General features: G+C 26.6%; 24 protein-coding genes, 1 pseudogene and 1 riboswitch. Of the genes and pseudogenes, 2 read left to right on the top strand and 23 right to left on the bottom strand.

The window, feature by feature from the left end; all coding sequences use genetic code 11:
- Window positions 1-12: 12 nt before the first annotated feature.
- The 5 genes and pseudogenes from ACUN06_RS04620 to ACUN06_RS04600 form a co-directional block, all read right to left on the bottom strand.
- Window positions 13-2,100, bottom strand: a complete 2,088-nt coding sequence (locus ACUN06_RS04620; protein WP_449390149.1) for a molybdopterin oxidoreductase family protein — start codon at window positions 2,098-2,100, stop codon at window positions 13-15.
- A gap of 195 nt (window positions 2,101-2,295) precedes the next feature.
- Window positions 2,296-2,888: pseudogene (locus ACUN06_RS04615) on the bottom strand (SDR family oxidoreductase); the annotation flags it as partial.
- A gap of 54 nt (window positions 2,889-2,942) precedes the next feature.
- Entirely contained in the window at window positions 2,943-3,773 is an 831-nt protein-coding gene (gene nudC / locus ACUN06_RS04610) for an NAD(+) diphosphatase (RefSeq protein ID WP_294125996.1), read from the bottom strand.
- Between the two features lie 13 nt (window positions 3,774-3,786).
- On the bottom strand, window positions 3,787-5,742 hold the full coding sequence (locus tag ACUN06_RS04605; RefSeq protein WP_301953300.1) for a GTP-binding protein: 1,956 nt from the start codon (window positions 5,740-5,742) through the stop codon (window positions 3,787-3,789).
- A gap of 200 nt (window positions 5,743-5,942) precedes the next feature.
- Window positions 5,943-6,509 carry a zinc dependent phospholipase C family protein gene (locus tag ACUN06_RS04600; RefSeq protein ID WP_291732112.1) on the bottom strand — a complete coding sequence of 189 codons (567 nt, stop codon included), beginning with the start codon at window positions 6,507-6,509 and terminating at the stop codon, window positions 5,943-5,945.
- A 296-nt stretch (window positions 6,510-6,805) separates the two neighbouring features.
- On the opposite strand from ACUN06_RS04600, the gene uvsE reads away from it, so the two are divergent.
- Complete coding sequence (gene uvsE, locus ACUN06_RS04595) at window positions 6,806-7,768, top strand: UV DNA damage repair endonuclease UvsE (RefSeq protein WP_449390148.1); 963 nt, start codon at window positions 6,806-6,808, stop codon at window positions 7,766-7,768.
- A 204-nt stretch (window positions 7,769-7,972) separates the two neighbouring features.
- On the opposite strand, the gene ACUN06_RS04590 is transcribed toward uvsE, so the two are convergent.
- The 3 genes from ACUN06_RS04590 to ACUN06_RS04580 all read right to left on the bottom strand — a co-directional run bounded on the left by ACUN06_RS04590 (window position 7,973) and on the right by ACUN06_RS04580 (window position 10,110).
- The gene (locus ACUN06_RS04590; protein ID WP_294396761.1) at window positions 7,973-9,364 is read right to left on the bottom strand and encodes a PH domain-containing protein; all 1,392 of its coding nucleotides are present in this window, start codon (window positions 9,362-9,364) and stop codon (window positions 7,973-7,975) included.
- A gap of 2 nt (window positions 9,365-9,366) precedes the next feature.
- Window positions 9,367-9,765: a GntR family transcriptional regulator gene (locus ACUN06_RS04585; protein ID WP_449390147.1), complete on the bottom strand. Its 399-nt coding sequence runs from the start codon at window positions 9,763-9,765 to the stop codon at window positions 9,367-9,369.
- Window positions 9,766-9,972: 207 nt separating this feature from the next.
- Window positions 9,973-10,110, bottom strand: coding sequence for a hypothetical protein (locus ACUN06_RS04580; protein ID WP_172676168.1), 138 nt, complete (start codon window positions 10,108-10,110; stop codon window positions 9,973-9,975).
- A gap of 223 nt (window positions 10,111-10,333) precedes the next feature.
- Here ACUN06_RS04580 and ACUN06_RS04575 point away from each other — a divergent pair, with 223 nt between their 5' ends.
- On the top strand, window positions 10,334-11,716 hold the full coding sequence (locus ACUN06_RS04575) for a GntP family permease (RefSeq protein WP_294396759.1): 1,383 nt from the start codon (window positions 10,334-10,336) through the stop codon (window positions 11,714-11,716).
- A 98-nt stretch (window positions 11,717-11,814) separates the two neighbouring features.
- Here ACUN06_RS04575 and ACUN06_RS04570 read toward each other — a convergent pair whose 3' ends face one another.
- The 15 genes from ACUN06_RS04570 to cobT all read right to left on the bottom strand — a co-directional run bounded on the left by ACUN06_RS04570 (window position 11,815) and on the right by cobT (window position 26,316).
- Window positions 11,815-12,690, bottom strand: a complete 876-nt coding sequence (locus ACUN06_RS04570) for a carbohydrate ABC transporter permease (protein WP_291732100.1) — start codon at window positions 12,688-12,690, stop codon at window positions 11,815-11,817.
- Window positions 12,690-13,532 carry a carbohydrate ABC transporter permease gene (locus ACUN06_RS04565; RefSeq protein ID WP_449390146.1) on the bottom strand — a complete coding sequence of 281 codons (843 nt, stop codon included), beginning with the start codon at window positions 13,530-13,532 and terminating at the stop codon, window positions 12,690-12,692. Before ACUN06_RS04565 ends, ACUN06_RS04570 begins: the two co-directional genes overlap by 1 nt.
- 85 nt (window positions 13,533-13,617) lie before the next feature.
- Window positions 13,618-15,003, bottom strand: a complete 1,386-nt coding sequence (locus ACUN06_RS04560; protein WP_294396758.1) for an ABC transporter substrate-binding protein — start codon at window positions 15,001-15,003, stop codon at window positions 13,618-13,620.
- A gap of 329 nt (window positions 15,004-15,332) precedes the next feature.
- The gene (locus tag ACUN06_RS04555) at window positions 15,333-16,814 is read right to left on the bottom strand and encodes a cobyric acid synthase (RefSeq protein WP_442879616.1); all 1,482 of its coding nucleotides are present in this window, start codon (window positions 16,812-16,814) and stop codon (window positions 15,333-15,335) included.
- Window positions 16,801-17,463 carry a Dph6-related ATP pyrophosphatase gene (locus ACUN06_RS04550; RefSeq protein WP_294396752.1) on the bottom strand — a complete coding sequence of 221 codons (663 nt, stop codon included), beginning with the start codon at window positions 17,461-17,463 and terminating at the stop codon, window positions 16,801-16,803. The genes ACUN06_RS04555 and ACUN06_RS04550 overlap by 14 nt, the downstream gene beginning before the upstream one ends.
- A gap of 53 nt (window positions 17,464-17,516) precedes the next feature.
- Entirely contained in the window at window positions 17,517-18,272 is a 756-nt protein-coding gene (locus ACUN06_RS04545; RefSeq protein ID WP_449390145.1) for an ABC transporter ATP-binding protein, read from the bottom strand.
- 11 nt (window positions 18,273-18,283) lie between these two features.
- A complete protein-coding gene (locus ACUN06_RS04540; RefSeq protein ID WP_291732085.1) occupies window positions 18,284-19,315 on the bottom strand; it encodes a FecCD family ABC transporter permease in 1,032 nt (343 codons plus the stop codon).
- The gene (locus ACUN06_RS04535) at window positions 19,296-20,225 is read right to left on the bottom strand and encodes an ABC transporter substrate-binding protein (protein ID WP_291732083.1); all 930 of its coding nucleotides are present in this window, start codon (window positions 20,223-20,225) and stop codon (window positions 19,296-19,298) included. The genes ACUN06_RS04540 and ACUN06_RS04535 overlap by 20 nt, the downstream gene beginning before the upstream one ends.
- A gap of 255 nt (window positions 20,226-20,480) precedes the next feature.
- Window positions 20,481-20,659: riboswitch (cobalamin riboswitch) on the bottom strand.
- 24 nt (window positions 20,660-20,683) lie between these two features.
- A complete protein-coding gene (gene cobD / locus ACUN06_RS04530) occupies window positions 20,684-21,757 on the bottom strand; it encodes a threonine-phosphate decarboxylase CobD (protein WP_291732076.1) in 1,074 nt (357 codons plus the stop codon).
- Window positions 21,758-21,801: 44 nt separating this feature from the next.
- Entirely contained in the window at window positions 21,802-22,740 is a 939-nt protein-coding gene (gene cbiB / locus ACUN06_RS04525) for an adenosylcobinamide-phosphate synthase CbiB (RefSeq protein ID WP_294124604.1), read from the bottom strand.
- A gap of 16 nt (window positions 22,741-22,756) precedes the next feature.
- Window positions 22,757-23,359, bottom strand: coding sequence for a histidine phosphatase family protein (locus ACUN06_RS04520; protein WP_294396743.1), 603 nt, complete (start codon window positions 23,357-23,359; stop codon window positions 22,757-22,759).
- Window positions 23,360-23,417: 58 nt separating this feature from the next.
- Window positions 23,418-23,795 carry a bifunctional adenosylcobinamide kinase/adenosylcobinamide-phosphate guanylyltransferase gene (locus ACUN06_RS04515; RefSeq protein WP_294396740.1) on the bottom strand — a complete coding sequence of 126 codons (378 nt, stop codon included), beginning with the start codon at window positions 23,793-23,795 and terminating at the stop codon, window positions 23,418-23,420.
- A 30-nt stretch (window positions 23,796-23,825) separates the two neighbouring features.
- The gene (locus tag ACUN06_RS04510) at window positions 23,826-24,596 is read right to left on the bottom strand and encodes an adenosylcobinamide-GDP ribazoletransferase (RefSeq protein WP_294161138.1); all 771 of its coding nucleotides are present in this window, start codon (window positions 24,594-24,596) and stop codon (window positions 23,826-23,828) included.
- Between the two features lie 74 nt (window positions 24,597-24,670).
- Entirely contained in the window at window positions 24,671-25,207 is a 537-nt protein-coding gene (locus tag ACUN06_RS04505) for a bifunctional adenosylcobinamide kinase/adenosylcobinamide-phosphate guanylyltransferase (protein WP_294396737.1), read from the bottom strand.
- 8 nt (window positions 25,208-25,215) lie between these two features.
- Window positions 25,216-26,316, bottom strand: a complete 1,101-nt coding sequence (cobT, locus tag ACUN06_RS04500) for a nicotinate-nucleotide--dimethylbenzimidazole phosphoribosyltransferase (RefSeq protein ID WP_291732023.1) — start codon at window positions 26,314-26,316, stop codon at window positions 25,216-25,218.
- Window positions 26,317-26,371: the final 55 nt, after the last annotated feature.

The following is a 26,371-nucleotide window of genomic DNA, read 5'->3' as shown; positions in this document are numbered from 1 at the left end:
TTAGTCACCCCCTTATTTCTTAATTATATTTACTGCAACTGTTTTAAATGATGGCTCCTTTGAATATGGATCATAAACTGAAGGAGTAAGAGCATTTGTTTCTATATAATGCATTGGAGCATATAAATGTTCTTTTTTAACATGATCTGATATCTTTATAGTAAAATCTCTAGTAACTCCATTTTGAGAAGCAATACTTACTCTTTCATTTTCAACTATATTTAATTCTAAAGCTAATTCTGGATGCATAAATACATAAGATTCCTTAGAATAAATTCTTTCTGATGCTTCAATTTCTCTTGATCTAACTCCAGTATGCCATTGTCCAACAGTTCCTCTTCCTGAGTTAAATATATATGGGAATTCCTTACTTGTTTGTATTGGATTTTCAGCTATATCTTCAAAATGGAATTTAGCTTTCTTTGATGGAGTATAATAATTTCCATCTTCATATAATCTTCTTTCATCTTCAATTAAAGTTTCACCTTCTCTAAATGGCCATTGAACCCCTCTTGATCCTTCCATGTTTGGACCTTCTAACATTTCATAAGTTATACCTGTAATATCACAAGGCATTCCCTTTGAACATTTCTTTAATAATTCAAATGTAGATCTTGGAGTTTCCCATCCATTTAATAAATCACCCATTCCAAGTTCTTTACCTATATTATAGAATATTTCAAAATCTGATAATTCTCCTTCTTCCTTTGGAATTACAGGATTAACTTTTGATGCCCTTCTTTCAGTATTTATTATTACACCTTCTTTTTTAATTGCTGGAACTGAAGGTAAATATAAATCGCAAAGTTTAGCACTATGAGTATCTTCATATATATCTTGTACAACAAAGAAATCTAAGTTCTTAACACACTTTTCAAACTCTTCATTATTAGCCCATGAATGTCTAGGGTTTGTACAAATTACCCATAATCCTTTAATTTCACCTGAAATTGCTTTTTCAATTATTGCATTGTAAGGAATTGTTGGCTTTGTAGCAAGTACACTTTCATCTACTCCTAAAGCTTCAGCTACAGCTTTTCTACGTACTGGATTATCAAAATCTCCACCACCATATAAACCTGTTGTATTACTAAATACTCTTGAACCCATAGCATTACATTGTCCAGTTAAAGAGTTTGCACCAGTTCCTGGTCTACCAATATTACCTGTCATTAATGCTAAATTAATTATAGATTGAGCTGTTCTAACCGCTTGATATCCTTGGTTTACTCCCATTGTCCACCAGAATGAAACTCTTTTACCTGCATGAATTATTTCTGCAAGCTCTAATACTCTTTCAGCTGAAATTCCTGTTTCTTCTTCAACATTTTCTAATGTGAACTTAGCTACATGTTTTTTAAACTCTTCATAGCCTTCTGTATAATTTTCAATGTAATTTTTATCTATGTATCCTTTTTCAATTAAAACATTAGCTAATGTATACATTAACACTAAATCTGCCTTTGGTTTAATGTCTATCCATATATCTGAATTCATAGCTGTTTCTGATTTTCTTGGATCAATTGTTATTATTTTAGCTTCTTTATTTTGTCTTATTCTTCCCCAAAATACTGGGTGAGCTATAACTGGATTTGCTCCAATTAAAATTATAGTATCTGAAAGCTCTGCATAATTTAAAGTATATGGAGGCGCATCAAATCCAAAGCTTTGTTTATGAGCAACTACTGATGTAGCCATACATAATCTTGTGTTTCCATCTCCATTAATACCCATATAGTTTCTTCCTACATGCCCTAGTAATGCCATATCTTCTGTTGGCATTTGTCCTGTACTAATAAAAGCAACGCTTTCTTTTCCATATTTCTCTTGAATACTTGTCATTTTTTTAGCAAATGTTTCAAATGCTTCTTTCCATGAAACTTCTTTCATTTCACCATTTTCATCTCTTAATAAAGGGTTTTTTCTTGCTTTTATTTTAGTTTGTTGCTTGTCTAAATTTAAACCCTTTATACAACAAAACCCCTTATTTACTGGATAATCAACAGTAGGTGAAACTCTATCTATTTTGCCATTTTCTACATAAAAATCTAAATTACATGCTAATGCACATAAATTACATGTTGATTGAATTTTCTTCATATTACTCCCATCTCCAATTCATGATTTAATAAATTCTATAATTAGCATTATTTCAAAATCATTTTATCATTAATACTATCTTATAACTGTGATTATAATCACAAATAATTCTTTTTATTGTTATTTTTTTAACAAACCTTTATAAAAAAATAAGTCATTAAATTTTTTTACAACCAAATGACTTATTTTTAATTTACTTGTTACCATTTCTCCACCATTTATATGTATTGTTTGCCCTGTAATATATAATGCTACTTCTGATGCTAAAAATACATATGAACCTGTACACTCTACCATCTGACCAGCTCTTCCTAATGCTGTAGTAGAACCAAAATGTGGAATTTCTGACTTTTCAAAACTAGAGGGAATAAGTGGAGTCCAAATTGGTCCTGGTGCTACTGCATTAACTCTTATTCCACTTTTATTTTTAGCTAATGATAATTCTAACGACCTTGTTAAAGTTGTAATTGCTCCTTTTGTCATAGAATAATCAATTAACTTTTCATTACCTGCATATCAGTAACTGATGACTTATTAATAATGCATTCTCCTGATTTCATATATTTCAAAGCTTCTCTACTCATATAAAAAGTTCCATAAATATTAGTCTTTATAGTTTTATCAAATTGAAAATCAGTAATTTGTTTAAAATCTTTACATTCGTATTGAACAGCTGAGTTATTTACTAATATATCTATTTTACCATATTCATTGATTACCTTTTCTATTGCTGAAGTACAAAAATCAGAATTAGAAATATCACCTTCAATTAGGCTACATCTTCTACCATTTTCCTATATATAATTCCTATTTTTCTAAAACCATATGTTATATTTAAAGATTTATTTATATAATATTGAATCAATTATTCTTCTTGCTATTGTTGTTTTTTCTGGTAACATAGGTAACTCATCTTTGTTATACCAGTCTGCATGAATTATTTCTTCTCCATCAACTTTAATTTCTCCACTTTCATATTCAGCAGTAAATCCAATCATCAGTGAATTTGGATATGGCCAAGGTTGACTATCAAAATATTTTATATTTTTTACTTTAATATTAACCTCTTCTAATATTTCACGTTTTACACATTCCTCTAAAGTTTCATTTACATCCACAAATCCTGCAATAACACTATGTAGCCCCTTTGGAAAATTCTTGTTATTTGCTAATAATATCTTATCTCCTTTAGTAATTCCTACTATTATAGCAGGACAAACTTTAGGATATACTATATATCCACATTCCTTACACTTCATAGCAAATTCACTTTTAACAAATTCATTTTTTCCACCACATATGCCACAATATTTACTTACCTTATGAAAATGAATTATCTGTGCTGCTTTTCCAGCTACTGCTGCATATTCTTTATCAATAATTGCAGTAACTTCTCTTAATGCAATAAATTTAAACTTTCCAGATACCTCAACTGCAGAATTAATTTCTCCACAAAAACATTGTATATTCATTAACTTTCCAAGATTATATTTTATTTCTAATCCATCTATTATTTCTTTTACATCATTAAATCTTGGAATTTGAATCTTTTCCTTATCTGATTTAATTAAAATCATTTTATCCTTAAATAAAAACCATAAATCTTCATCCTTATTTTCTGCTGGTAAAATTGGGTTTGATACAAATTTTATATAATCATCAGTAGTAATCATATTTCCTCCAATCCTATTCCTCAAATATTTCACAATGCATATATTTTTCTACTTCATTCCAAGGTACAATAATTCCTTGCCCCTTAGAACAAAATACTGAATTTGAAGAATACTCTATATCTGCATTTTTATTATATTTTATTTTTTCTATAACTTCATCAGAATTATGACATACATCATATCCATCAAACATTAAACTAATATTGCCTTTTCCTTTAGTAAAGGCTATAACATCCATACTATAATCCATAAACGTTGATACTGGCCCTCTTCCTGTTATTCTAACCTTATTTAGGTTAGTTTCAGGTGGATTAAATTCACCACTTAGCCTTTGTATATCAGCTAAAACCTTCCCTAAATATTCTAGTTCTACATCTATTATAAATTTATAAAACGGCTCTAATAATATATTTTCTGCCTTTTCCAACCCTTGTCTTAATGCCCTAAATGTTGCTTCTCTAAAATCGCCACCTTCAGTATGTTTATTATGTGCCCTACCAGTTAAAAGAGTTATTTTAACATCTGTTATATCTGAACCAGTTAATAAACCATGATGATTTCTTTCAAAAATATGTGTCTTAATTAAATTCTGCTGTCCAGTTGTCAAATCATCAGCATGACATTTATTTTCAAAAGTAATTCCATATCCTCTTGGATTTTCTTCTATTTTTAAATGCACTTCTGCATAATGCTTTAACGGTTCAAAATGCCCATATCCCTTTACTGAATTTTTTATAGTCTCCTTATACATTATTTTACATGGTCCAAAGTCAATTTTTAAATTAAATCTATCAAGTACAACTTCTTTTAAAACTTCTAGTTGTATTTTACCCATAATATGTACTTGAATTTCCTTATTACTGCCATTCCATAATACATTTAACGCTGGATCTTCTGCTTCTAGTATTTTAAAATATTTTAAGACTTCTTTTTCATTATATGATTTATCATATATAACACTAGACATCAATGTAGGAATCATATTTAATTTCATTTTTTCATTTAAGTTACCTACCACATCACCAGCATTTAATAATGATAAACCTGTTACTGCAAAAATATCACCTGCTTGAGCTTCATCTAAGCTAATAAACTTGTTTCCATTATAAATTCTTATACTGCTTATTTTTTCCTTAATTTTTTGTTCTCCTTTATAAATTTCTATTTCATCTCTTACTTTTAGTTTACCACTTAATGCTTTAATAAATGTAATTCTAGTTCCATTACTATCATAACGAATTTTATTAACAATTCCTGAAAATTTATCATTTACATCATATTTTGTAAAAGTAAGCTCATCAAATGCATTTAAAAATTCTTTTATACCCCCATCTTGAAGTGCCGAGCCTGCAAAACATGGATATACCTTATTTTCTTTTATTAATTTTCTTAATTTATCTTTCCATATATAGCTTTCATATTCATTATTTAAATATTTTTCTAATAATTCTTCATCCATTTCTGCTATAAATTCAATTAAAGATTCATTTAGTTCATTTAAATCATTTATATAAAAACTTTCTTTAGAAAGGCTCTGTCTGATTTCACAAATAACACCTTCTAAATTTGCTCCTACTCTATCTAACTTATTTATAAAGAAAAATGTAGGAACTTTATACTTTCTAAGTAAATTCCAAACAGTTTCAGTATGACCTTGAACTCCTTCAACTGCACTTACTATTATAATTGCATAATCCATTACACTTATAGCCCTTTCCATTTCACAAGAAAAATCTACATGTCCTGGAGTATCTATTAAATAATACATGGAATCATTTAATTTAAATACAGCTTGATCTGAAAATACTGTAATCCCTCTCTTTTTCTCTATCTCATGACTATCTAAAAACGAATTCTTATGATCAACTCGCCCTCTATTTTTTATACTTCCTGTATGATATAAAACCTGCTCTGAAAATGTAGTCTTTCCAGCATCTACATGTGCAAGTATTCCTATTGTTTTTTTCATATAATCTCCTTTTGTTAACTTACTGAAAAATCCTTATTTTTATTATAACATCATAAGAATTATTTACCATTTTAAATTATAAAAATGGGGATGTCGCATTAAGAATAAACACTACAATATATTGTGTTGATTTTTATTTTTTAAAACAATATATTGTGTATAAAATTTTTAGTGCGACAACCCCATTTTTATATTATATTTTAAATATATGATTCTTCTATTTTTACAAGATACTTTTGTGTTAAATATAATAACTGACAAGTTGTTTTTATTGTAAAGTATATATCATTTAAACAATCTTCTTCTAAATCAAGATATTCTTCTCTATTTAGTTTTAGTTCTTCTAAATAATCTTTAGATTCATTCATATCATCTAATAACTTATTAAAAACTTTATCATATTTTATTAAAGCTTTTTTCAATACTCTATGCAAAGCAATTTCATATATAAAATGATCTTTCATATCTTTTCCATAATATTCTTCTAAATGATATTTGCAAAAACAATCTGCTATATAATGTGCAATTTTACCTACTACAAAAGATATTTCATTAATATCTAAGTCATTATTTTCAATGTATTGTTTATATTCTAGCATCTTATCTTTTGAAACACTATATGTGTGTTTAATCTTATTTTTCCTTTTGTGTAAATCTGGCTCTATACAACCATGCAAAAATCTTTTTTTATTTAAATTTAAATTATATCTTTCATTGCATAATTTATAACAGTATGACCCAATTGCTAAGTGTGTGTTTATTAACATAAGAGTTCTCCCCCTATTAGGATATAATATTAAACTTAACTCCAACAATATTATTATACATCATTAATAAATTTTTTGATTGTAATTTTTTAAAATTTATTCTGGATTTAGTGTAATATTTTTCAAAATTAAATTAACCTTAAACATATAAATATATTTCATACTTAAATATTTATGATTTTCATTTTAACATATGACTATAATTTATTGCACATAATAAACAATAAAGTTTAAATTCATAATATAGAATATTTTACAGTAAACTTAAAATAATTTAAAAAATGTGGAGGAATAAAATGAAAATCAGACTTGGATATGTTGCTATATCAAAAAAATTAGGCAAAAAGATTACCTCTTCTAGCACTGTAACTTTTACTAATTATAATAAAATTTCAACTTCAGAAAAAAAATTAGAAAAACTAAAAGCTGTATCAGCTTCAAATTTAAAAAATTTAGGAAAAATATTAAATTATAATATAGAAAATAATATTCACTTTTACAGAATTACCTCTGCTTTAATCCCTTTAGTAACTCATCCTGAAGTAGGTTATTGGGGACATAGAGAATTTTTAAAAAAAGATTTTGAATATATAGGAAAACTTATAAATGAATCTAATATGCGTGTTGATACTCATCCTGATGAGTTTAATGTAATTAATAGTATTAATCCTAAAGTTGTTGAAAATACTAAAATAAATTTATTAAGGCAAGCTCAATGGTTTGAAGACTTTAAATATGATTTAGGAAAAATGGTAATTCATATTGGTGGAGCTACAAATGGTAAAGAATCTGGTATAGAAAGATTTATTACTAATTTTAAAACCTTTCCTGAAGAGGTTACATCTAAAATAATTATTGAAAATGATGATAAAACTTATACAGCTAAAGAAACACTGTTTCTATGTAATGAATTAAAAAGACCTATGGTTTTAGATATTCATCATCATAATTGCAATAATGCAAATACTAACATATATGATTTAATTCCATATATATTTGCTACTTGGAAAAATGAAAAACTTCCACCAAAACTTCATTTTTCTTCTCCTAGAGATAGTGAAAATGATCGAAAACATTCTGATTTTATTAACGCACAAGACTTTGTAAACTTTTTAGAAAATATTAAACATTTTAATACTGATATAGATATAATGCTTGAATGTAAAGAAAAGGATTTAGCATTATTTAAATTAGCAGATGATATTAAAGAATTAAAACCTGAATATACATGGATAGATCAAAGCACTTTTATTGTATAATTTTAGGTATAAACTAAAAAAAAGTGTTAATAATAGTGTATGATGTAAAACATACTACAATATATCTTACACCATACAACTTTAGTTATTTCGACATATAGCATTCAAAAAATAGTAGCATCCAATTTAATGGATTAGCTACTATTTTTTATTTTTAGGACAAACTTTATATTATTTTCTTATATATTATATAAAAGCTCTCCTCTATTTTTCTAATAATTTTTGTAATTCAGCATAATATCTTAATGTTTCATCATTACTCTTACTATTAAAGAAAATATATCTACCATCTTTTAACTTAATGCTAATACAATTTGGATTTTCAAAGTAAAGATATAATTTACACTTTCCATAACCATCTATACTAAAATTACCAAGATCATATGTTGAAGCACCAACCCCATTAGTTCTTATTCCTGAAGGTAGCCTATCTAGCATTGTTACTTCTTCAATATCATCAATATTAAACTCAGTTCCATAAGTTGGAGCATTTATTTTTACAAAATTATTCTCAATATTTAAAGTAAAACTAGAATGATCAATTCTTATCAAGCTTCCTGTTATCCCTATTACAAGTATTCCAGCAAATATTAAACTACCATAATAAATTCTTCTTCCCTTTTTAGTTCCTAAATTATAAGTTATTCCATAGCCTGCCCTATCTTCAACAGTTACACTTCTATCATTAGGATTGTTATATACACCTTTGCTCCAAAACTCATCATTATCAGTATAAATAGGATTTGTACAAGTATTTAATATTTTTCCTTGTTCTTCTTTTATTTTATTATTTATATAAAATATGCCAAAAAGAATAATACTTGAAGGTATTATTACAGATAAAATAAATAATATTTTACTATTATTATTATTTAAGAAAAGTGAAAACATAAATGACATACCAATACTTTGGATTGTAGCCGCTATTATAGTTCCCATTGTCCATGTTCTTTTAAATACTGTATTATATGCTATATTAGCATTTGTATCTTCACTTATAACTTCCGTTTTCCCCTTAGAATATACCTTATACATAACTAAGAAAATTATATTACCTATTAATGCATTACTTGCTGCAATTCCAAGTGAAACTCCATACTCTTTTATATTATTAAATACAATTATTATTGGAAATAATGAGATTATAAAACTTGGAATAAACCAAAGAACAGATACTGGCATTTCATCTTTTAAACGAGTAACTTCAGTATCTATAGTTACTAATCTTTTGCTTGGTAATAACCAATTATTTTCTCGTTTTAAATCCATTAACCTTTTATTATATTTAATAAATAAACTTCTAGTAAAAATATATACTCCAATTAACCATAAAAAAAAGTATAATATTTGATTTGAATTTAATTTAAAGAAAAAAGATGGAATAAATAAAATAGCTGCAATAATAAAACCTTTTATATTTTCTTTCTTAAACTCTTTTACTATGTCTAATACTTTTTCATTTTTAAGTTCTAAAAATGGAATAGTTACTCCAATTAAAATATTTTTATCTCCCTTAATCATATATCTACAATTAAAATACATTGATAACAAAACAACTACAGGTATACTCCCCCAAATAATATTAAAAACCCCCATATTTACCCCTCATTCCATGCTATATTTAAGCCATTCATATTTTTATAAATATCTTCACACATTTTCATGAATTCTTTATATTCAATTCCCTTTATACCAGATTCAGCAATTATAAGCTCTAGTTCACCTTCTAATTTTTCCTTAAATTCTTTGCTTGTATCTAATGATGGACTAACCTTAGCTCCATGACGTCTATCTATTTCTATATATCCTTGATTTTTTAGTATTGTATATGCCTTATTAACAGTCATATTATTAACCCCTATATCTTCTGCCATTTGTCTAACTGTTGGCAAACCTTCCCCCTTTTTTAATTCTCCTCTTCCAATTCCCATTACAATTTCATTTCTTAATTGTACATAAATAGGAATATTGCTAGTCATATCTAATTTAATAATCATAATTTATCCCCTTTGTATAGTTTGTATTATTAATTGTAATACAAACTATACAAATAAACAATATTAAATTTAAAAATTTATCTGATGACTAGCTGTTATAACACTTACTCTAACAATGGCCCCCCCATATATAACATATTCTTAGCTTCTAAATAAAAAAAAGCAACATTAATTAAGTTATAAAAATAATTAATGTTGCTTTTAAAATTATTTTTTTAATACTAAGCCTTTACTTCTGATACATGTACATTCTCGCGCCTCTTCAGTATGTAAACATTGATATTTTATTTTTTTAGGTGCTTCTATTTCAATTTGCTTTTTTTCTTTTAATTCTTTTTTATTCATTTCTTTTATCCCTTTCCATTATAAGTAAAATTGTAAATTTTAATTTAGATAATTGAACTTACTTCTACAAACGAATGTAAGTAGTAAGTTTCCTTTATAAAAATATTTATTTACTAATTATATTTTTATTATATAATAATTATTATCTATTTATATTCATTATATAATACTTTTCTTAATTAGTACATATAATAAAATTAGTAAAAAAGTAAGGAGAAAACAAATGATAAGCTTAATTAGTTTAATAATTTCATTATCTCTAATTATGTATTTAGCATATAAGGGATATTCAACAATAATAACTGCACCTATTATAGGGTTATTAACTATTTTAATTTCTAATGGACTTAATGCTCATTTAATGGCTAACTATACTGAAGTTTATATGAATGGATTTTCTGGATTTGTAAAAAGTTATTTCCCTTTATTTTTAACTGGTGCAATTTTTGCAAAATTAATGGATGAAGCTGGATATGGTAAATCTATTGCTTCATTTATCACAAACAAATTAGGTAAAGATAAAGCAATACTTGCAATAGTTTTATCTGGTGCCTTTTTAACTTATGGAGGCGTATCACTTTTTGTTGTTGCATTTATTTTATATCCACTTGCAAATATTTTATTTAAAGAAGCTGATATTCCCAAAAGACTTATACCTGGAACTATAGCACTAGGTGCCTTCACCTTTACAATGACTGCTATGCCTGGCTCTCCTGAAATTCAAAATGTAATTCCTATGAGTTACTTTGGAACAGATACATTTGCATCACCTATACTTGGCATTATAGCTAGTATAATAATGTTTACTTTAGGTATGCTATGGCTTACAAACAGAGCTAAAAAAGCAAATATTAATGGTGAGGGATATGGAAATTATAAAAATACCCATAAAATAAATTCAAATGAAAATTTACCTAATATTATTTTGTCAATAATGCCTATATTAATTATATTTATAACTAATTTTACATTATCTAAATTTTATTTTCCTAATATTGATGGAAGTTACCTAGATAAATATGGTGTCACTTTAGATAAAGTATCTGGTACATGGAGTGTAATAATTTCCATTGTTTTAGCAATTATATATATAATATTACTTAATTTTAAAAACTTTAAAAATTTAAATTCCTCTCTTAATGAAGGAGTAAAAAATGCCTTTTTACCTTTGCTTAACTCAAGTGCAATAGTTGGATATGGTAGTATAATTAAAGCATTGCCAATTTTTACAGCTATCCAAACAAGTATAATGAATATTTCTGCTAATCCAATTATTTCTGAAGCAATATCTGTTAATATTATTTGTGGGCTTACTGCTTCTGCTTCAGGTGGATTAGGTATAAGTTTATCTGCTCTTGCACCAACTTTTATAGAAATGAGTCAGAACTTCTCAATTTCTCCAGAAATATTACATAGAATTGCAGCATTATCATCTGGTGGTTTAGATACCTTACCCCATAATGGTGCTGTTATAACCACTCTTGCAATTTGTGGTTTAACTCATAAGGAAAGTTATAAAGACATATTTATGACTTCTGTTGTAATTCCAATATTAACTACTATAATCATAGTAATATTAGTTTCATTAAAATTTTCTTTTTACTAAAAGGATCTATTTTAAATAATATTAATAATATTAATAATATTTAATTAATTTAAATGACCAGTGATATCTAAATCACTGGTCCTTAATTCATATTAACTTTATCCTTTAACAGCTCCTGCTGCAACACCTTCGATTATATGTTTTTGACATGTTAAATAGAAAATTATAATTGGTATAATAGCAAGAACTAAAACAGCCATCATTGCTCCCATATCTACAGCACCATAGCCACCACGTAAATATTGTACTGCAATTGGAATAGTTTTATAATTTGTTCCTAAAAGTAAATATGGTAATAAATAGTCATTCCATATCCACATTACATTTAATATGGAAACTGTAATTGCTATTGGCTTTAGCAATGGTAAAACAATCAAAAAGAATGTTTTTACTGGTGTACATCCATCTATCATTGCTGCTTCTTCTATATCAATTGGAATAGATTTAACAAAACCACTAAACATAAAAACAGACAATCCAGAACCAAATCCAAGATATATTACTATTATTCCTATTGGATTATCTAAACTTAATATATTTGCAACTTTACTCATTGGAAACATAACCATTTGAAATGGTACTATCATTGATAATACAAATAAATAATATAATGCACTTGTAAATTTGGATTTAATCCTTGTAATATACCATGCAGTCATTGATGTAAATAATACTATAACTGCAGTTGAGCAAACTGTTATAAAGACAGAATATCCAAAGGCTGCTAAAAATCCTGTTTTTTCAACTCCTCCTATATAATTTTGTAATCCTGAAAATGTAACTTTATTTGGTAAAGCAAATGGTGCTCTACTTATATATAACTTTCCTTTAAAGGAATTATATAAAACTATAAAAATAGGAGCTAAAAACGCTATGCTTAAAATAGTTAATATAATGTATATAAGTTCGTTATTCTTTTTCTTTGGTTTATATTTTAATTCAACTTCTACTTTATTATCTAATTTAGCTTCCATTAATTTTCAACCTCCTTTTTCCTAGTCATATTTAATTGAAGTAACATTATAGCTGCTACAATTATGAAGAAAATTACCGCCTTAGCTTGACCTACACCTTCCCAACCTACTCTTCCATAAAATGTCTTATAAATATCTAATGCAAGCATTGCTGTTTTATTTCCTGGTGCACCATCAGTTAATGCTAAGTTTTGATCGAATAATTTAAATGCATTTGACATTGTTAAGAAAAGACAAATTGTTATTGATGGCATAACTAATGGAATTATAACCTTTTTTAATGTCATCCACTTTGATGCTCCATCTATTTTAGCACTTTCAATAAGCTCTCCAGGTATATTTTGTATACCTGCAATATATATTATCATCATATATCCAATTTGTTGCCAATTAAGTAATATAACTAATCCCCAAAATCCATACTTAGGGTCCATAGTTAAATTTACTCCAAAATAATTTAATACCCCATTAATAATTATTAGCCAAATATATCCTAAAACAATACCACCTATAAGATTTGGCATAAAAAATACAGTTCTAAATATATTAGTTCCTTTTAATTTTCTTGTTAAAAGATATGCTAAAGCAAAAGCACAAATATTTACTGTAATAACAGATACAATAACAAATTTTGTTGTAAATATTAACGCATTTGTAAACTCTGGAGTTACAAATACCTTTTTATAATTATCTAATCCAACAAAAGTTGCATTAGTAACTGTAGTAAACTTAGTAAAAGATAAATAAATACCCATTACAAATGGTACTAAAAATGCTATAGCAAAAGCTATTAATGTTGGTAATGCAAATAACCAAAAATATTTTTTTAATCCTTTTTGCATAGTATTTCACCCCTAACTTTTATAATTATAGTAATTTTAAACTAAAAGCAGCACATATTATACATGCTGCTATTAGTTTAAATTATCATTGAGCCTTTTCAGCCTTCCAAGAATCCTTTACTGTATTCACAACATAATTCCAATCTTGAGTTCCTTGTACATATTCAAGTAAAGCACTTGCAAAAGTATCTTTAAAGTTTTGACTTGGGAATGCTTGGAATACCCATGGAACAGTATTAATATTATCTTTACTCATCCAATTAATAACTTCTTTAGATAATGGATCTTCTGGTTTTTCATCATCATTAAATGTATCAAATGGAGCAATAAATCCTAAATCACCAGAAACATAAGCTTTTCCTGTATCACTTGTAAATAACCAATTTATAAAATCAATTGATGCTTGTTGTTTTTCTTCAGATACTTGACTATTGATAGCTAAATAATTTTCAGTACCAATACAAATACCTTGGTTTTCTTCACCTTTAATACCTGTATATATTGACATAAATTTAATATTTTCTGCTTTAACAGTATTACCATTAATATCATTAATTTGTGACCAAGCCCAATTACCATTTTGAACCATAGCACAATCACCTAATGCAAATTCAGCCATTGAATCATCTACACTCTTATTTCCTAATATACCTTTTTCTGAAACAGAGTTGTCAGTATATAAGTCATATATATTTTTATAGTTTTCATTATATTTAAAATCAATTTCCTTAGCATCTATTCCTGTTTGAATAACATCTCCATTTTCACCTGCATCATCTTTAAATTCATAATATAATGGTAAATTAGCTAAGTGAGTTTCCCATCTCCACGCATTACCTGATGCCATTGAAGTTGAAGCAAATACACCTTGAATTCCTAAAGCATCCTTATTTGCCTCCATATCTTCTACAACAGCTTTTAATTTTTCAAAATTATTAATTTCATCTGCAGAGTTTACATCTGTCTTTTTATTAGATAAAGCAAAATATTTTTGCATTATTTCATCATTATATATTATTCCATATCCTTCAACAGCATATGGAATTCCATATACTCCTTCACCACTTGTAACAGCTAAACTCTTATCAAGTAAATGATTATAAAGTTCAGTATCCTTTAAATCTAAACAATAATCTTTCCATGATTGATATCCAACTGGACCATTAATTTGGAATATTGTTGGAGCATCTTTTTTGGCAATTTCTGATTTTAATGTTTGCTCATAAGTACCACTTGCTGCAGTTTCAACCTTAACCTTAACTCCAGTTTCGGCTTCATAATCTTTAGCAATCTTTTTATATACATCAGCAATTTCTGGCTTGAAATTTAAGAAATAAATTTCCTGTGTTGATTTAGATGTAGAATCACTATTTGCTTCTCCATTAGTTGAATTGCTACTTCCACATCCTACAAAAGCACTTGCAACTAAACTTGTTGCTACTGCAATAGATAATAATTTTTTAATCCTCATAAAATCTCACTCCCCTAAATATTAATATATATAAATTTACTTACAGTTTTCTGTAAATATTTACATATCCAATAAAAAAATATATTTTTTTACTAAAATCATTTCACTACTCGGAAACGATTCCCATTTAAAATAAATTTTTATTTCTTAAATTTATTATCTTTATAATTATTATTTTATATTAATAACTTTACACTTTCAACCATATTTTAACTTTTATTAAAAATTTATCAAATTAATATTTGCTTATACTTAAAATATTTTTATTAATAAAATATTTTAAAAAAAATTAGCAGTTTATTTCATTATTTTATAAACTGCTAATTTTTTTACTTATTAAATATTCTATTTAAATCTATATTTTCTTCAAAAAGTTTTGTTAACTCATCATATTGAGTTAATTTATATTTTTTATAATTCATTAATTCTTTATCTAAAATATTAATTCCCTTATTAATCATTAACTTATTAATAAAGCTATTTAGAAAATTATTATCATCAAAAATCCCATGTAAATACGTTCCAATAACATTTTTATTAAATGTCCCCAATATATCCCCATTTTCATTTTCAATAAATATTTGCTCTTTATTTTTTATTGTTGTTGTTCCATTATGTATTTCATATCCAAATACTTTTATTCCAATACACTCATTTAATGAATCACTAATATTCTTAATATAACCCTTTGTTTGTCTTGTAATCTTTTCTTTAGAAAATCTAGTATCAATACTTAAAAATCCAAATCCCTTTTCACTTGTGATTTCGCCTTCTATACCCTCTGAATCAATAATATCATCTCCTAACATTTGATATCCACCACAAATGCCTAATATTATTTTCCCCTTATTTTTCAGCTCATTAATCTTATCAAAAATTCCATTTTGTTTAATAACTCTTAAATCATTTATTGTATTTTTAGTTCCTGGTATTATTATTAAATCTGGATTATTAACCTCATCCACATTTTCAATATATCTAACACTAACCTCATCAATTCTTTCTAAGCTACTAAAATCAGTAAAATTAGACATATGAGGAAGTCTTATTACTGCTATATCTAAATTACTAACACTATTATTTTTAATCCTTTCAGTAACACTATCTTCATCTTCAATATCTAATTTAAAATATGGTAAAACCCCTAATACTGGTATATTTATTATTTCTTCTAACTGCTTCATCGCCTCTTTAAAATAATCAACATTTCCTCTAAACTTATTAATAATAACTCCCTTTACTCTACTTCTTTCTTCCTCTTCAAGTAACATTAATGTTCCAACTACAGATGCAAATACCCCTCCCCTATCTATATCTGCTACTAAAATTACATCTGCATCTGCTGCTTTTGCCATTGACATATTAGCTATATCAGTTTCTTTTAAATTAATTTCTGCACAACTTCCCGATCCCTCTAATATAATTACTTCAAAATTTTTTGAAAAATTATCAAATGTTTCTTTTACTATTTTTTTTAATTCTTTATTTAATTCTTTATATTTGTATGAATCCATCATACAATGAACCTTACCATTAACAATAACTTGCGTTTTATTATTTCCACTAGGCTTTAATAAAATAGGATTCATGTATGCCATTGGCTTTAATTCACAAGCTTCTGATTGAACAACTTGTGCTCTTCCCATTTCTAATCCATCTTCTGTAACATATGAATTTAATGATATATTCATTGCTTTAAATGGTGCTACTTTAAATCCTCTATTTTTATAATACCTACATAAAGCCGTTGCTATGGTGCTTTTTCCTACTCCTGAGGCTGTTCCTAGAACCATTATTTTATTCATGGACAATTTCCTCTATCTCTAAAAATCCATGTGTTTCATTTTTTATAACATTTAAAATTTTAAAATTAATAGGATATTTAAATAGCGGTCCATCATAAACAAAAGTATGATATTCTCCATTTTCTCCACATGCATCTGAGCCTGTTTCTTTTATATCTTTAACTACATCTTTAGTTAAAACTTTTCCTAGAAACTCTTCTCCCATACGCTGCAGCTTTACATTTTTTATAATTGTCTTAAATCCACTATCAATAAATTCATAAACAAGCTCTTCTCTATCTTCTTCCCACAAAGGAAATATAGACTCTATATTAGCTTCATCACATCTACTTGTACACCATTTTCTATGTTCTTTTAAATCTATATCTCCAAAAGCACAAGAATCTGCACCAAACTTTTCCTTTATATAAATTAATGCTTGTGTAAACTTTTCTGTATAATCATTTCCTACAACTTCTATTAATACTACAGGAATATCTAATGACTTTGAAATTTCATATATTAAGTTTACTGAAACTCCATGAAAGCAAGACTTTTTTTTATATTTATTAATTGTTGTAATTAAAGCCACTGGAATATTTCCCTTGTTTATCATTCTATATAATGCTAAAGTACTATCCTTACCACAACTATATGACATTATAAATTTATTCATTTGTTTAACTCCTTTCTAATATTGTAAAATTTTATTTAAAGTAATCTTAAACTTTAATTCCATTTTTCTAAAGCTTCTATCATAAATGTTTTTACATCAATTCCATAAACTTCTTTAAGCTTATCTCCATTTAATACTTCCCTTGCATTTCCAGCAGTAGCTATTTTCCCATATTTCATCATTACTACCTTTTCTCCAAATGTTTGTACTAAATTTAAATCATGTAATACAGCTATTACTATTTTATTATTTTCTTTACTCCACTTATTTAAATACTCTAACATTTCTATTTGATATTTTAAATCCAAATGATTTGTTGGTTCATCTAAAAGAATTACATTTGGGTCTTGTGCAAATGCTCTTGCTAAATATACCCTTTGTAATTGTCCACCCGATAATTCACTTATTAATTTATCCTTTAAATCTAATAATCCTACATTTTCTATACTTTTAATTATTATTTCTTCATCACTTTTGCTCATTCTTGAAAACACACCTTTTAAATGTGCATATCTTCCTAATGATACTGTTTCATAAACTGTATAAGGAAAATATATAGAACTTGCTTGACTCATTAAAGCTATACTTTTAGCTAAGTCTTTTCTATTAAATTTACTTATCTCTTTTCCATTTAATAATATACTTCCCTTATAATTCAAAAGATTAGCTATAGATTTTAATAATGTGCTTTTCCCACAACCATTTGGGCCAACTATACATAAGTTACTTCCTGGTTCAACATTAAAGCTTACACCCTTTATTATTTCATTATTGTCATATCCACACCTAACATTTTTAACTTCTAACATTAAACCACCACCTACTTTGACTTTTTAAAATATATATAGGCAAAAAAAGGAGCTCCAATTAATGCAGTTATTGCACCAACTGGTAATTCTGATGGTGCTACTATAGTTCTTGCAACTAAATCAGTAAGTATCATCATACATCCACCAAATACTGCTGACATAGGTACAACATAAGAATGTTTTGAACCAAATATTTTTCTAACAACATGTGGAGCAATTAAATCTACAAATCCAATAGTTCCACTTAATGCAATAGCACTTCCAGTAAGAATTGCTACATATAAAAATAATCTTCTTTTAACTTTATTAGTATCAACTCCAATTGTTTTAGCTTGATCTTCTCCAAAAGTTAATACATCCATTTCTTTAAAATAAAAAGATACACCTAAAATTCCAATAATGAAAAATGGTATACCTGCCTTTACATAACTCCAACCCTTCATTGAAAATGATCCCATAGACCACATTGTTATACTTTGTATCTTATCGCTTGCTAATGCTGAAATAGTAGTTAATGCCGCGCTAAAAAATAATGATATTACCATACCAGCTAATATTATAGTTGTATTAGACATTCCTCTATCAACTTTTTCAGAAAACTTTAATACTATTACCATAGTAATTAAACTACATAAAAAACCTACTACAGGCATAGTTAGTCTTCCTAATACAGATATTGATGCTCCTGTTATAATTAATATTCCTACCCCTAATGAGGCACCTGAAGATATTCCTAATGTATATGGTGATGCCAATTGATTTTTTAAAACAGATTGAACTATAGCTCCACTTGCTGCAAGGGATCCTCCTACCATAAATGCAAGTAAAACCCTTGGTAATCTTAAATTCCAAATGATAGCTACTTGCTTTGGATCAATTCCATTTGTTAATGGGACGTTAAAAAATTTATTGCCTAATATAGAAAAAGTATCTAATATGCTAATATTGGAACTTCCAAGGGAAGTTCCAATACCTATAACTAACAATATCAATGGAATTGATAATATTAATAATATTTTATTTTTATAGTTCTTTGTATTCATCTGGATAAATAGCTTTTGCTATTTCCTTTAATGCTTTTATTACATTTTGTGAAGGTCTTGAAGAAGCATTATTATCTATCGAATAAACAGCTCCATTTTGTACTGCAGTTATTGTGTCCCATCCATCTCTACTTTCTACATCTTCAATTGCAGTTAAACCAGCTTCATTAGTTCCTGGTGTATTTACTAAAATAACATCTGGATTAGCATCTATAACAGCTTCTGGTGTTACTGTTATCCATGAACTTTCATTTCCAAATATATTTTTTGCTCCAACTGTTTCAATAAGTTCATTTAAAAATGTTCCATTCCCAAATGTATATAATCCTGAACCAGCTCCAATTTCAAAATAAACATTTTTCTTATCTGCAATTTTATCGCCTATAGCCTTTACTTTTTCTACTTCTTTTTTCATTGAATCTACTAATTCTTTACCTTTTTTCTCTGTATTAGTTAAACTAGCTATAAATTCAATATCTCCATATATTTCATCAATGCTATAGCTACTTGGTATATATGCAACTGGAATTCCAGCTTCCTTTATTAATGCAAAAGGATCTTCATCCCCAACTTTATTATGGCCAGATGCTATTACTATATCAGGCTTTAAAGATATTATTTTTTCTGCATCTGGATTTCTAAAATCTATTTTAGTTATATCTGAACTTACTCCTTCAACATCAACCGAATATTTATCTACAGCAACTAACTTATCTGCTAGCCCTAAAGCAACTAAAACTTCTGTATTAGATGGTGCAGTAGATATTATAGTATTTACTTGTTTAGGAACATTAAATTCATTTCCTTCCCTATCCTTCATTGTTGTAGGTTTGCTTGAGCATCCTACAAACATCATCATTGCTACTATAAAAGTAAGCATTAATGATAAAACTTTGTTTGTCTTTTTCATTATTATTCCTCCTAAATTTACATCTTAGAGTGGTTACTTAGTTAATTTAAAAAATTTAACTAAAAAAGAGTGCTATCATATTAAGAGCACTCTAAAATACATAATAACTTTAGACAATATTATTAATACACCTTATTTTAAGTATTTAAATAATTATTTTAAACTCATTATAATAACTATTTAAAAGCTATATAAATAAAGTACATTAATTACACTATCTTTTATTTGTATCTATTATCTCACCCTCAGAAGATAATATTTTCATCATAATAGGCAGGTCTCCCGGCTTAACTTCATTCTACTATTCAAACCTTCCCATAAATTTTACAGTGGTATAAAAATGAATTTCGTCAGTTTTACGGTTACTGGGGTAGCTTAGGATTTTAACCTAATTCCCTTTTAAGTTTATAATCACCTAATATGGTTTTAAATTCATATTGATTATATATTTGAATAATTTATTTGTCAAATAAAATATTCCTTATTTCATTAATAATAATTTTATTTTCTTCTGAAGTTCTTACTGCTATTCTATAAAAATTTTCATTTAATCCTATATAGTTACTACAACTTCTAATTAATATTTTTCTTTTAATTAATTCACCTTTTAAATCTAAATCAATTAATAATTTAAACATTATAAAATTAACACTTGGTTTTAATACCTTTAACACTTGTATTTCTTTTAGTGCTCCATATAAATATTCTTTCTCATCTTTTACATATTTTATACTATTATTAATATAATCTTTTTCCTTTAATCCTTGAATTATAGCATCAGCTGCTATTATGTTTATGCTCCAAGGCACCGTAACTTTATTAATTTCATTTATTAATACATTGTTCTTACATAATCCATATCCAATTCTAGCCCCTGGAATTGCAAAAAACTTAGTTAGTGATTTAACAACTATAAGATTATCATAATAATTTAATAAACCCTTACTTGAATACTCATTATTTGTTTCCATAAAATCTAAAAATGATTCATCTATAACGATTATAGTATTTGTAATTAACGCCTTTTTTAGCACTTTTATTATAAATTGATTTGTTGTTAAAACCCCTGTAGGATTATTAGGATTACAAATAAAAACTACATCTATATCATCTTTTATATTGTCAATAAATTCATTATCTATTTCAAAATTATTTTTTTCTTTTAACTTGTAATATTTTATTTCACCATTAACACTTAAAATAGCTTCTTCATATTCTGAAAATGTTGGTGCTGGTAATAATGCTTTTTTAGGCTTTAAAGCTCGTACTATATTGAATATTGCTTCAGCAGCACCATTACCTAAAATAATATTTTGGGAATTTATATCCTCAAAGTTAGCAATAGAATTTTTCAAATCAAAATAAGTTATATCTGGATACTTAATAACTTTATCAATTGATTTTATCATTGCTTTTTTAACATTTTCACTTAACCCCATTGGATTAATATTGGCTGAAAAATCTACTATTTCTTCTGGATTAAATTTATACAGCCTTGCAACTTCTTCTATATTCCCACCATGAACACTCAATTTTCCATCCTCCTTATTAAAAACTTATATTTTATCAACATTATCTAACTAACTATAAATTTAATTATAAGTGACATTATACATCCTAAAATAGCACTACAATATAATATATTATTTACATCATTAACTTTATCAATGCTTACTTTCTCTTTACAATCACCTATAGTTGGCTTTTCCACAAGCTTTCCAAAATAATAATTTGCTCCTCCTAACTGAATATTTAATGCACCTGCAACTGCGGCTTCTGGATGTGCACTATTAGGACTACTATGATTATTTTTATCTCTCTTATATATTTTTAAACTATTTTTATAATCTAACCCTAAAATAAAAGAAGCTATTGTAATTAAATAACCACTTAATCTTGCTGGAATATAATTAAATACATCATCTAATTTTGCTGGAAAATATCCAAACTCAATATATTTTTCATTTTTATATCCAAACATTGAATCCATTGTATTTACAGCCTTATATAAAAATGCTAATGGTGCTCCTCCAAGCCCCGCATAAAAAAATGGAGCAATGACTCCATCAGACATATTTTCAGCTACAGTTTCTATAACTGCTTTTAATATTGCTTCCTTATCTAAATTTTCAGTATCTCTTCCAACTATATATGATAATTGTTTTCTTGCGCCTTTAATATCATCTTTAATAAGATACTTAATTACTTTTAACCCTTCAATTTTAAGAGCTTTTGCTGATATACAAAAATAAATCATCACTGCACCTAATATAATTGATATAATTGGATTAATTAAATATGTAATTTTAATTAATAAATAATTAAATGTAAAAACTATAGAAACTACTATTATCCAAGTTACTAATCCTACAACTTTTAAATGTTGCTTTAATATTTTTCTAAATAAATTTTCTACAAATTTACATAATGAGCCTATTATCCTAATTGGATGAATTGGATTTTGTGGATCACCTATTATTAAATCTAATAAAAATCCTAATATTATTTGTATCATTTTATCCTTCCTCTAATTAAATATTATCTATATTTATAATTTCTAATTTATTATTTATTTGTTCTAAATTAATTTTATATCCTCTTCCACAATTTGGTTGATGTTCATAAAAATTCTTGCTATCATCATAAAATATTTCCAATATTGTTCCTATTGTTCCTCCATGACAAACTAAAATTGCTTCATTTCTATTTTCAGTAAAACATTTTTTAATAAACATATTAAATGTATTTTTTATTCTTTTTCTATATTCAATTTTACTTTCTCCATTAGGACATGATACTTTTCCTTCATTATCAGTAATCCATTTAATATATTCTTCATTTTCCTTAAGCATATCATAACTTTTCATTTCAAAATCACCAAAATCATATTCCCAAAATTCATTAATTTTTTCATACTTTTTTCCTGGATATAATATTTCTAATGTTTCATTTGCCCTTTTAGCTCCACTACTAAATAATATTTCACACTTAGGATATTTTATTTTCTTTTTAAATTCCTCTAATTCTTCTATTCCCTTTTTACTTAATTCTATATCACTTTTTCCACAATAAAGATGATTTTCATTTGCTTTTGTTTTTCCATGCCTTATTAAATATACTACAAGTTGTTTCATACATTAACTTACCTATTCTATTCTTTTCTATTCTTTTCTATTCTTTTCTTTTAATTTATTATTCTTTGATAACTGATGGTATTCCACAAAACACCCTATATACTTTAGAGGATTCCTTTGATAAATATTGAAGGCACTTTCCTGTTTCCTCTCTCCAAATCCTATCTTCTTTTTTTAACGGAACTATTCCACTTGATATATCATCACAAATTATTATTTTATTTTTAAATAATTTTATATTATTTTTTATAAATTCAATTGAACTTTTTTCCTTTGTTACATTAAAATATGTAAACTTATGTAATCCACATATAACCTTTTTAGAAAAATTAATTTTATCTTCATTACAATAAAATATATCTTCTTCACTAACTTCAAATTCTTCTTTAACAAAGTCCAATTTTCCATTAAATGCTCCACCCAAAACTAAAATCATAATTTTCTCCTCTACTCACATTGCCATATACTATATAAAGCTTAAAATTAAAATACCAACTGTTTCTGCAATAACAAGTCCATATCCAGCACTATCTCCAGACATTCCATCAAATTCTTTAATTGCATTGTTAACAAAATATAAACTTATTAAATTCATTCCTAAGCTTATTATTAATCCATATATTCCAAAAATAAATATTAAAATCAAACTTGATATTAACAAGCTTGTTAACAATATAACCTTATCTACATCTCCTGTACCCCTTTTAAAAAATGCTCCTAATGAACTTCCCTTCATAGATTCCTTTGATATTAATAAATATCCCATTAAGCTTCTTGATATTATAGGTATTAATATTAATCCCAATGCACTATTATAATTTAATATAATAGTATTGCTTATTATTGTATTAATTGCAGAAAAATTTACTATAAATAACATTACTACTGAAATAACTGCAAATGCTCCTGTATGAGGATCCTTTAATATTCTTAACTTTTCCTGTTTATCCCTTCTAGAAAGAAGTGCATCACAAACATCCATATATCCATCTAAATGAAGCATGCCCGTTAATATAAAAGGGGTAATTAAAGTAATTGCAGATGTTACCATTATACTTGCATTTAATAAATTAAATAATTTAAATACTCCATACCAAATCAATCCAATAATTAATCCTATTAAAGGATAAAATTTCAATATATTTTTTCCACCTTCATCATCCCATTCATACCTAGGCAATGGAATAATAGTAAACATACTTATTGCCATCAAAAAACTTTTAAAATACTTATTCATTTTTCCTCCTTACAATAAATAGATGTGCCTCCAGTGTTAATCTAAAATTTAGATTTACCCCAGAGGCTCTTCCATTATATAGTTTTATCTTTATGATAAATTATATTTCCATAGGCACATTCAACTACTGTATCTGAAATTTTAGCTAATCTTCTATTTATAATTCCTAATTCTTTTCTAAAATTTTCAGTATAGCAATCATACTTAATACTATCGCTAAATAAGTAATCTGATACCATAACTACATTTTCAACTGAATTAATAATTTCTAATATTCCATTTAAAATATCATTGCTAACATATCTATAAAATTCTTTTCCTTTAAACATAGAATTTGTAACAATAGAAGTTATACTATCTATTAAAACAGTATCATTTTTCTCTATAAGTTTTACAACTTTGCTCATATTAGTATGTTCTTCAATTGTATTAAATCCATATCCTACTCTTTCATTTAAATGGTTTTCTATTCTTTTTAAATCTTCCAAATCATATGGCTTCATAGTTGCAATATAATATAATTTTCCACTTTTATTTTCTAAAGATTTTGCTAAATTTTGAGCAAACATAGATTTTCCACTCTTAGCCCCACCTATAACTAATACAATCATACTTTCTCCTAAACTATATAATTTTCCTCTTCCCTGACATCATCTAAGTAATCATCATTTATCCCTGCTTCATCAAAGGTTGCCATGTTATTCATCATAGCACAACTAAATTCAACTATTGAAAATGCTATAGGACATCCACTACCTTCTCCTAATCTCATATCTAAATTTAGCATTGGCTCTAGTCCAATTTCTTTCATTGCAATCTTATATCCAATTTCCTTAGAATAATGAGAGGCTATTAAATATTCTTTAACTAATGGATTTAATTTTATTGCTGATAACGCTGCAACTGCAGATATAAATCCATCTATAACTACAGGAATTTTATAATATGCAGCTCCCAAAAACACTCCTGTCATACCAGCTATATCAAAACCTCCGACATTAGAAAGTACATCAATAATATCATTTTTATTAGGACTATTAATTTTTATAGCTTTTGATACTACCCACTTTTTCTTTTCAAAAGCTTCCTTAGTTATTCCTGCTCCTTTTCCAACAGCTTCTTCAATTTCACATCCAGTTAAGCTTACAAGAACAGAACTACTAGTTGTTGTATTTCCTATACCCATTTCCCCAATCCCTAATATATCATATCCATCTTCATAAGCTTTCTTAGCCATTTCTATACCTATATTAATAGCTCTTATAGCTTCATCATAACTCATTGCTGGTCCATTTATTATATTAGAAGTCCCTCTTCTAATTTTTCTATCAATTGCTCCTAATATTTTTTTATTTGTATTAACTCCAATATCAACTACCATTAAATCAGTATTATTTTCTTTTGATAATGCTGCTACTCCTGTAATTCCTCTTGAAAAATTTATAGTTTGAGCTAATGTAACACTTTGTGGTGCTGATGCCACTCCTTCTTCTACTACCCCATTATCTGCAGCCATAATTATTATACATTTCTTCTTTATTTTATTTTTAACTTTCCCAGTAATTCCAGCTAATTTTAATGCTATATCTTCTAATTTTCCTAAACTTCCTAATGGTTTTGCAAGAGAATCTACTCTTTTCTTAGCTTCATTTATTATATTTTTATCAAGTTCAGTTATTCCACTAATAACACTATATAAATTATCTTTTTCATTTTCCATACTATGCCACCAATTATTTATTTAAAACACCTTCTTTTTTTGTTATAATACTTTA

This window comes from Clostridium sp. ETTB3, from assembly GCF_053571985.1.
This window is presented reverse-complemented; position numbering and strand designations above follow the sequence as displayed.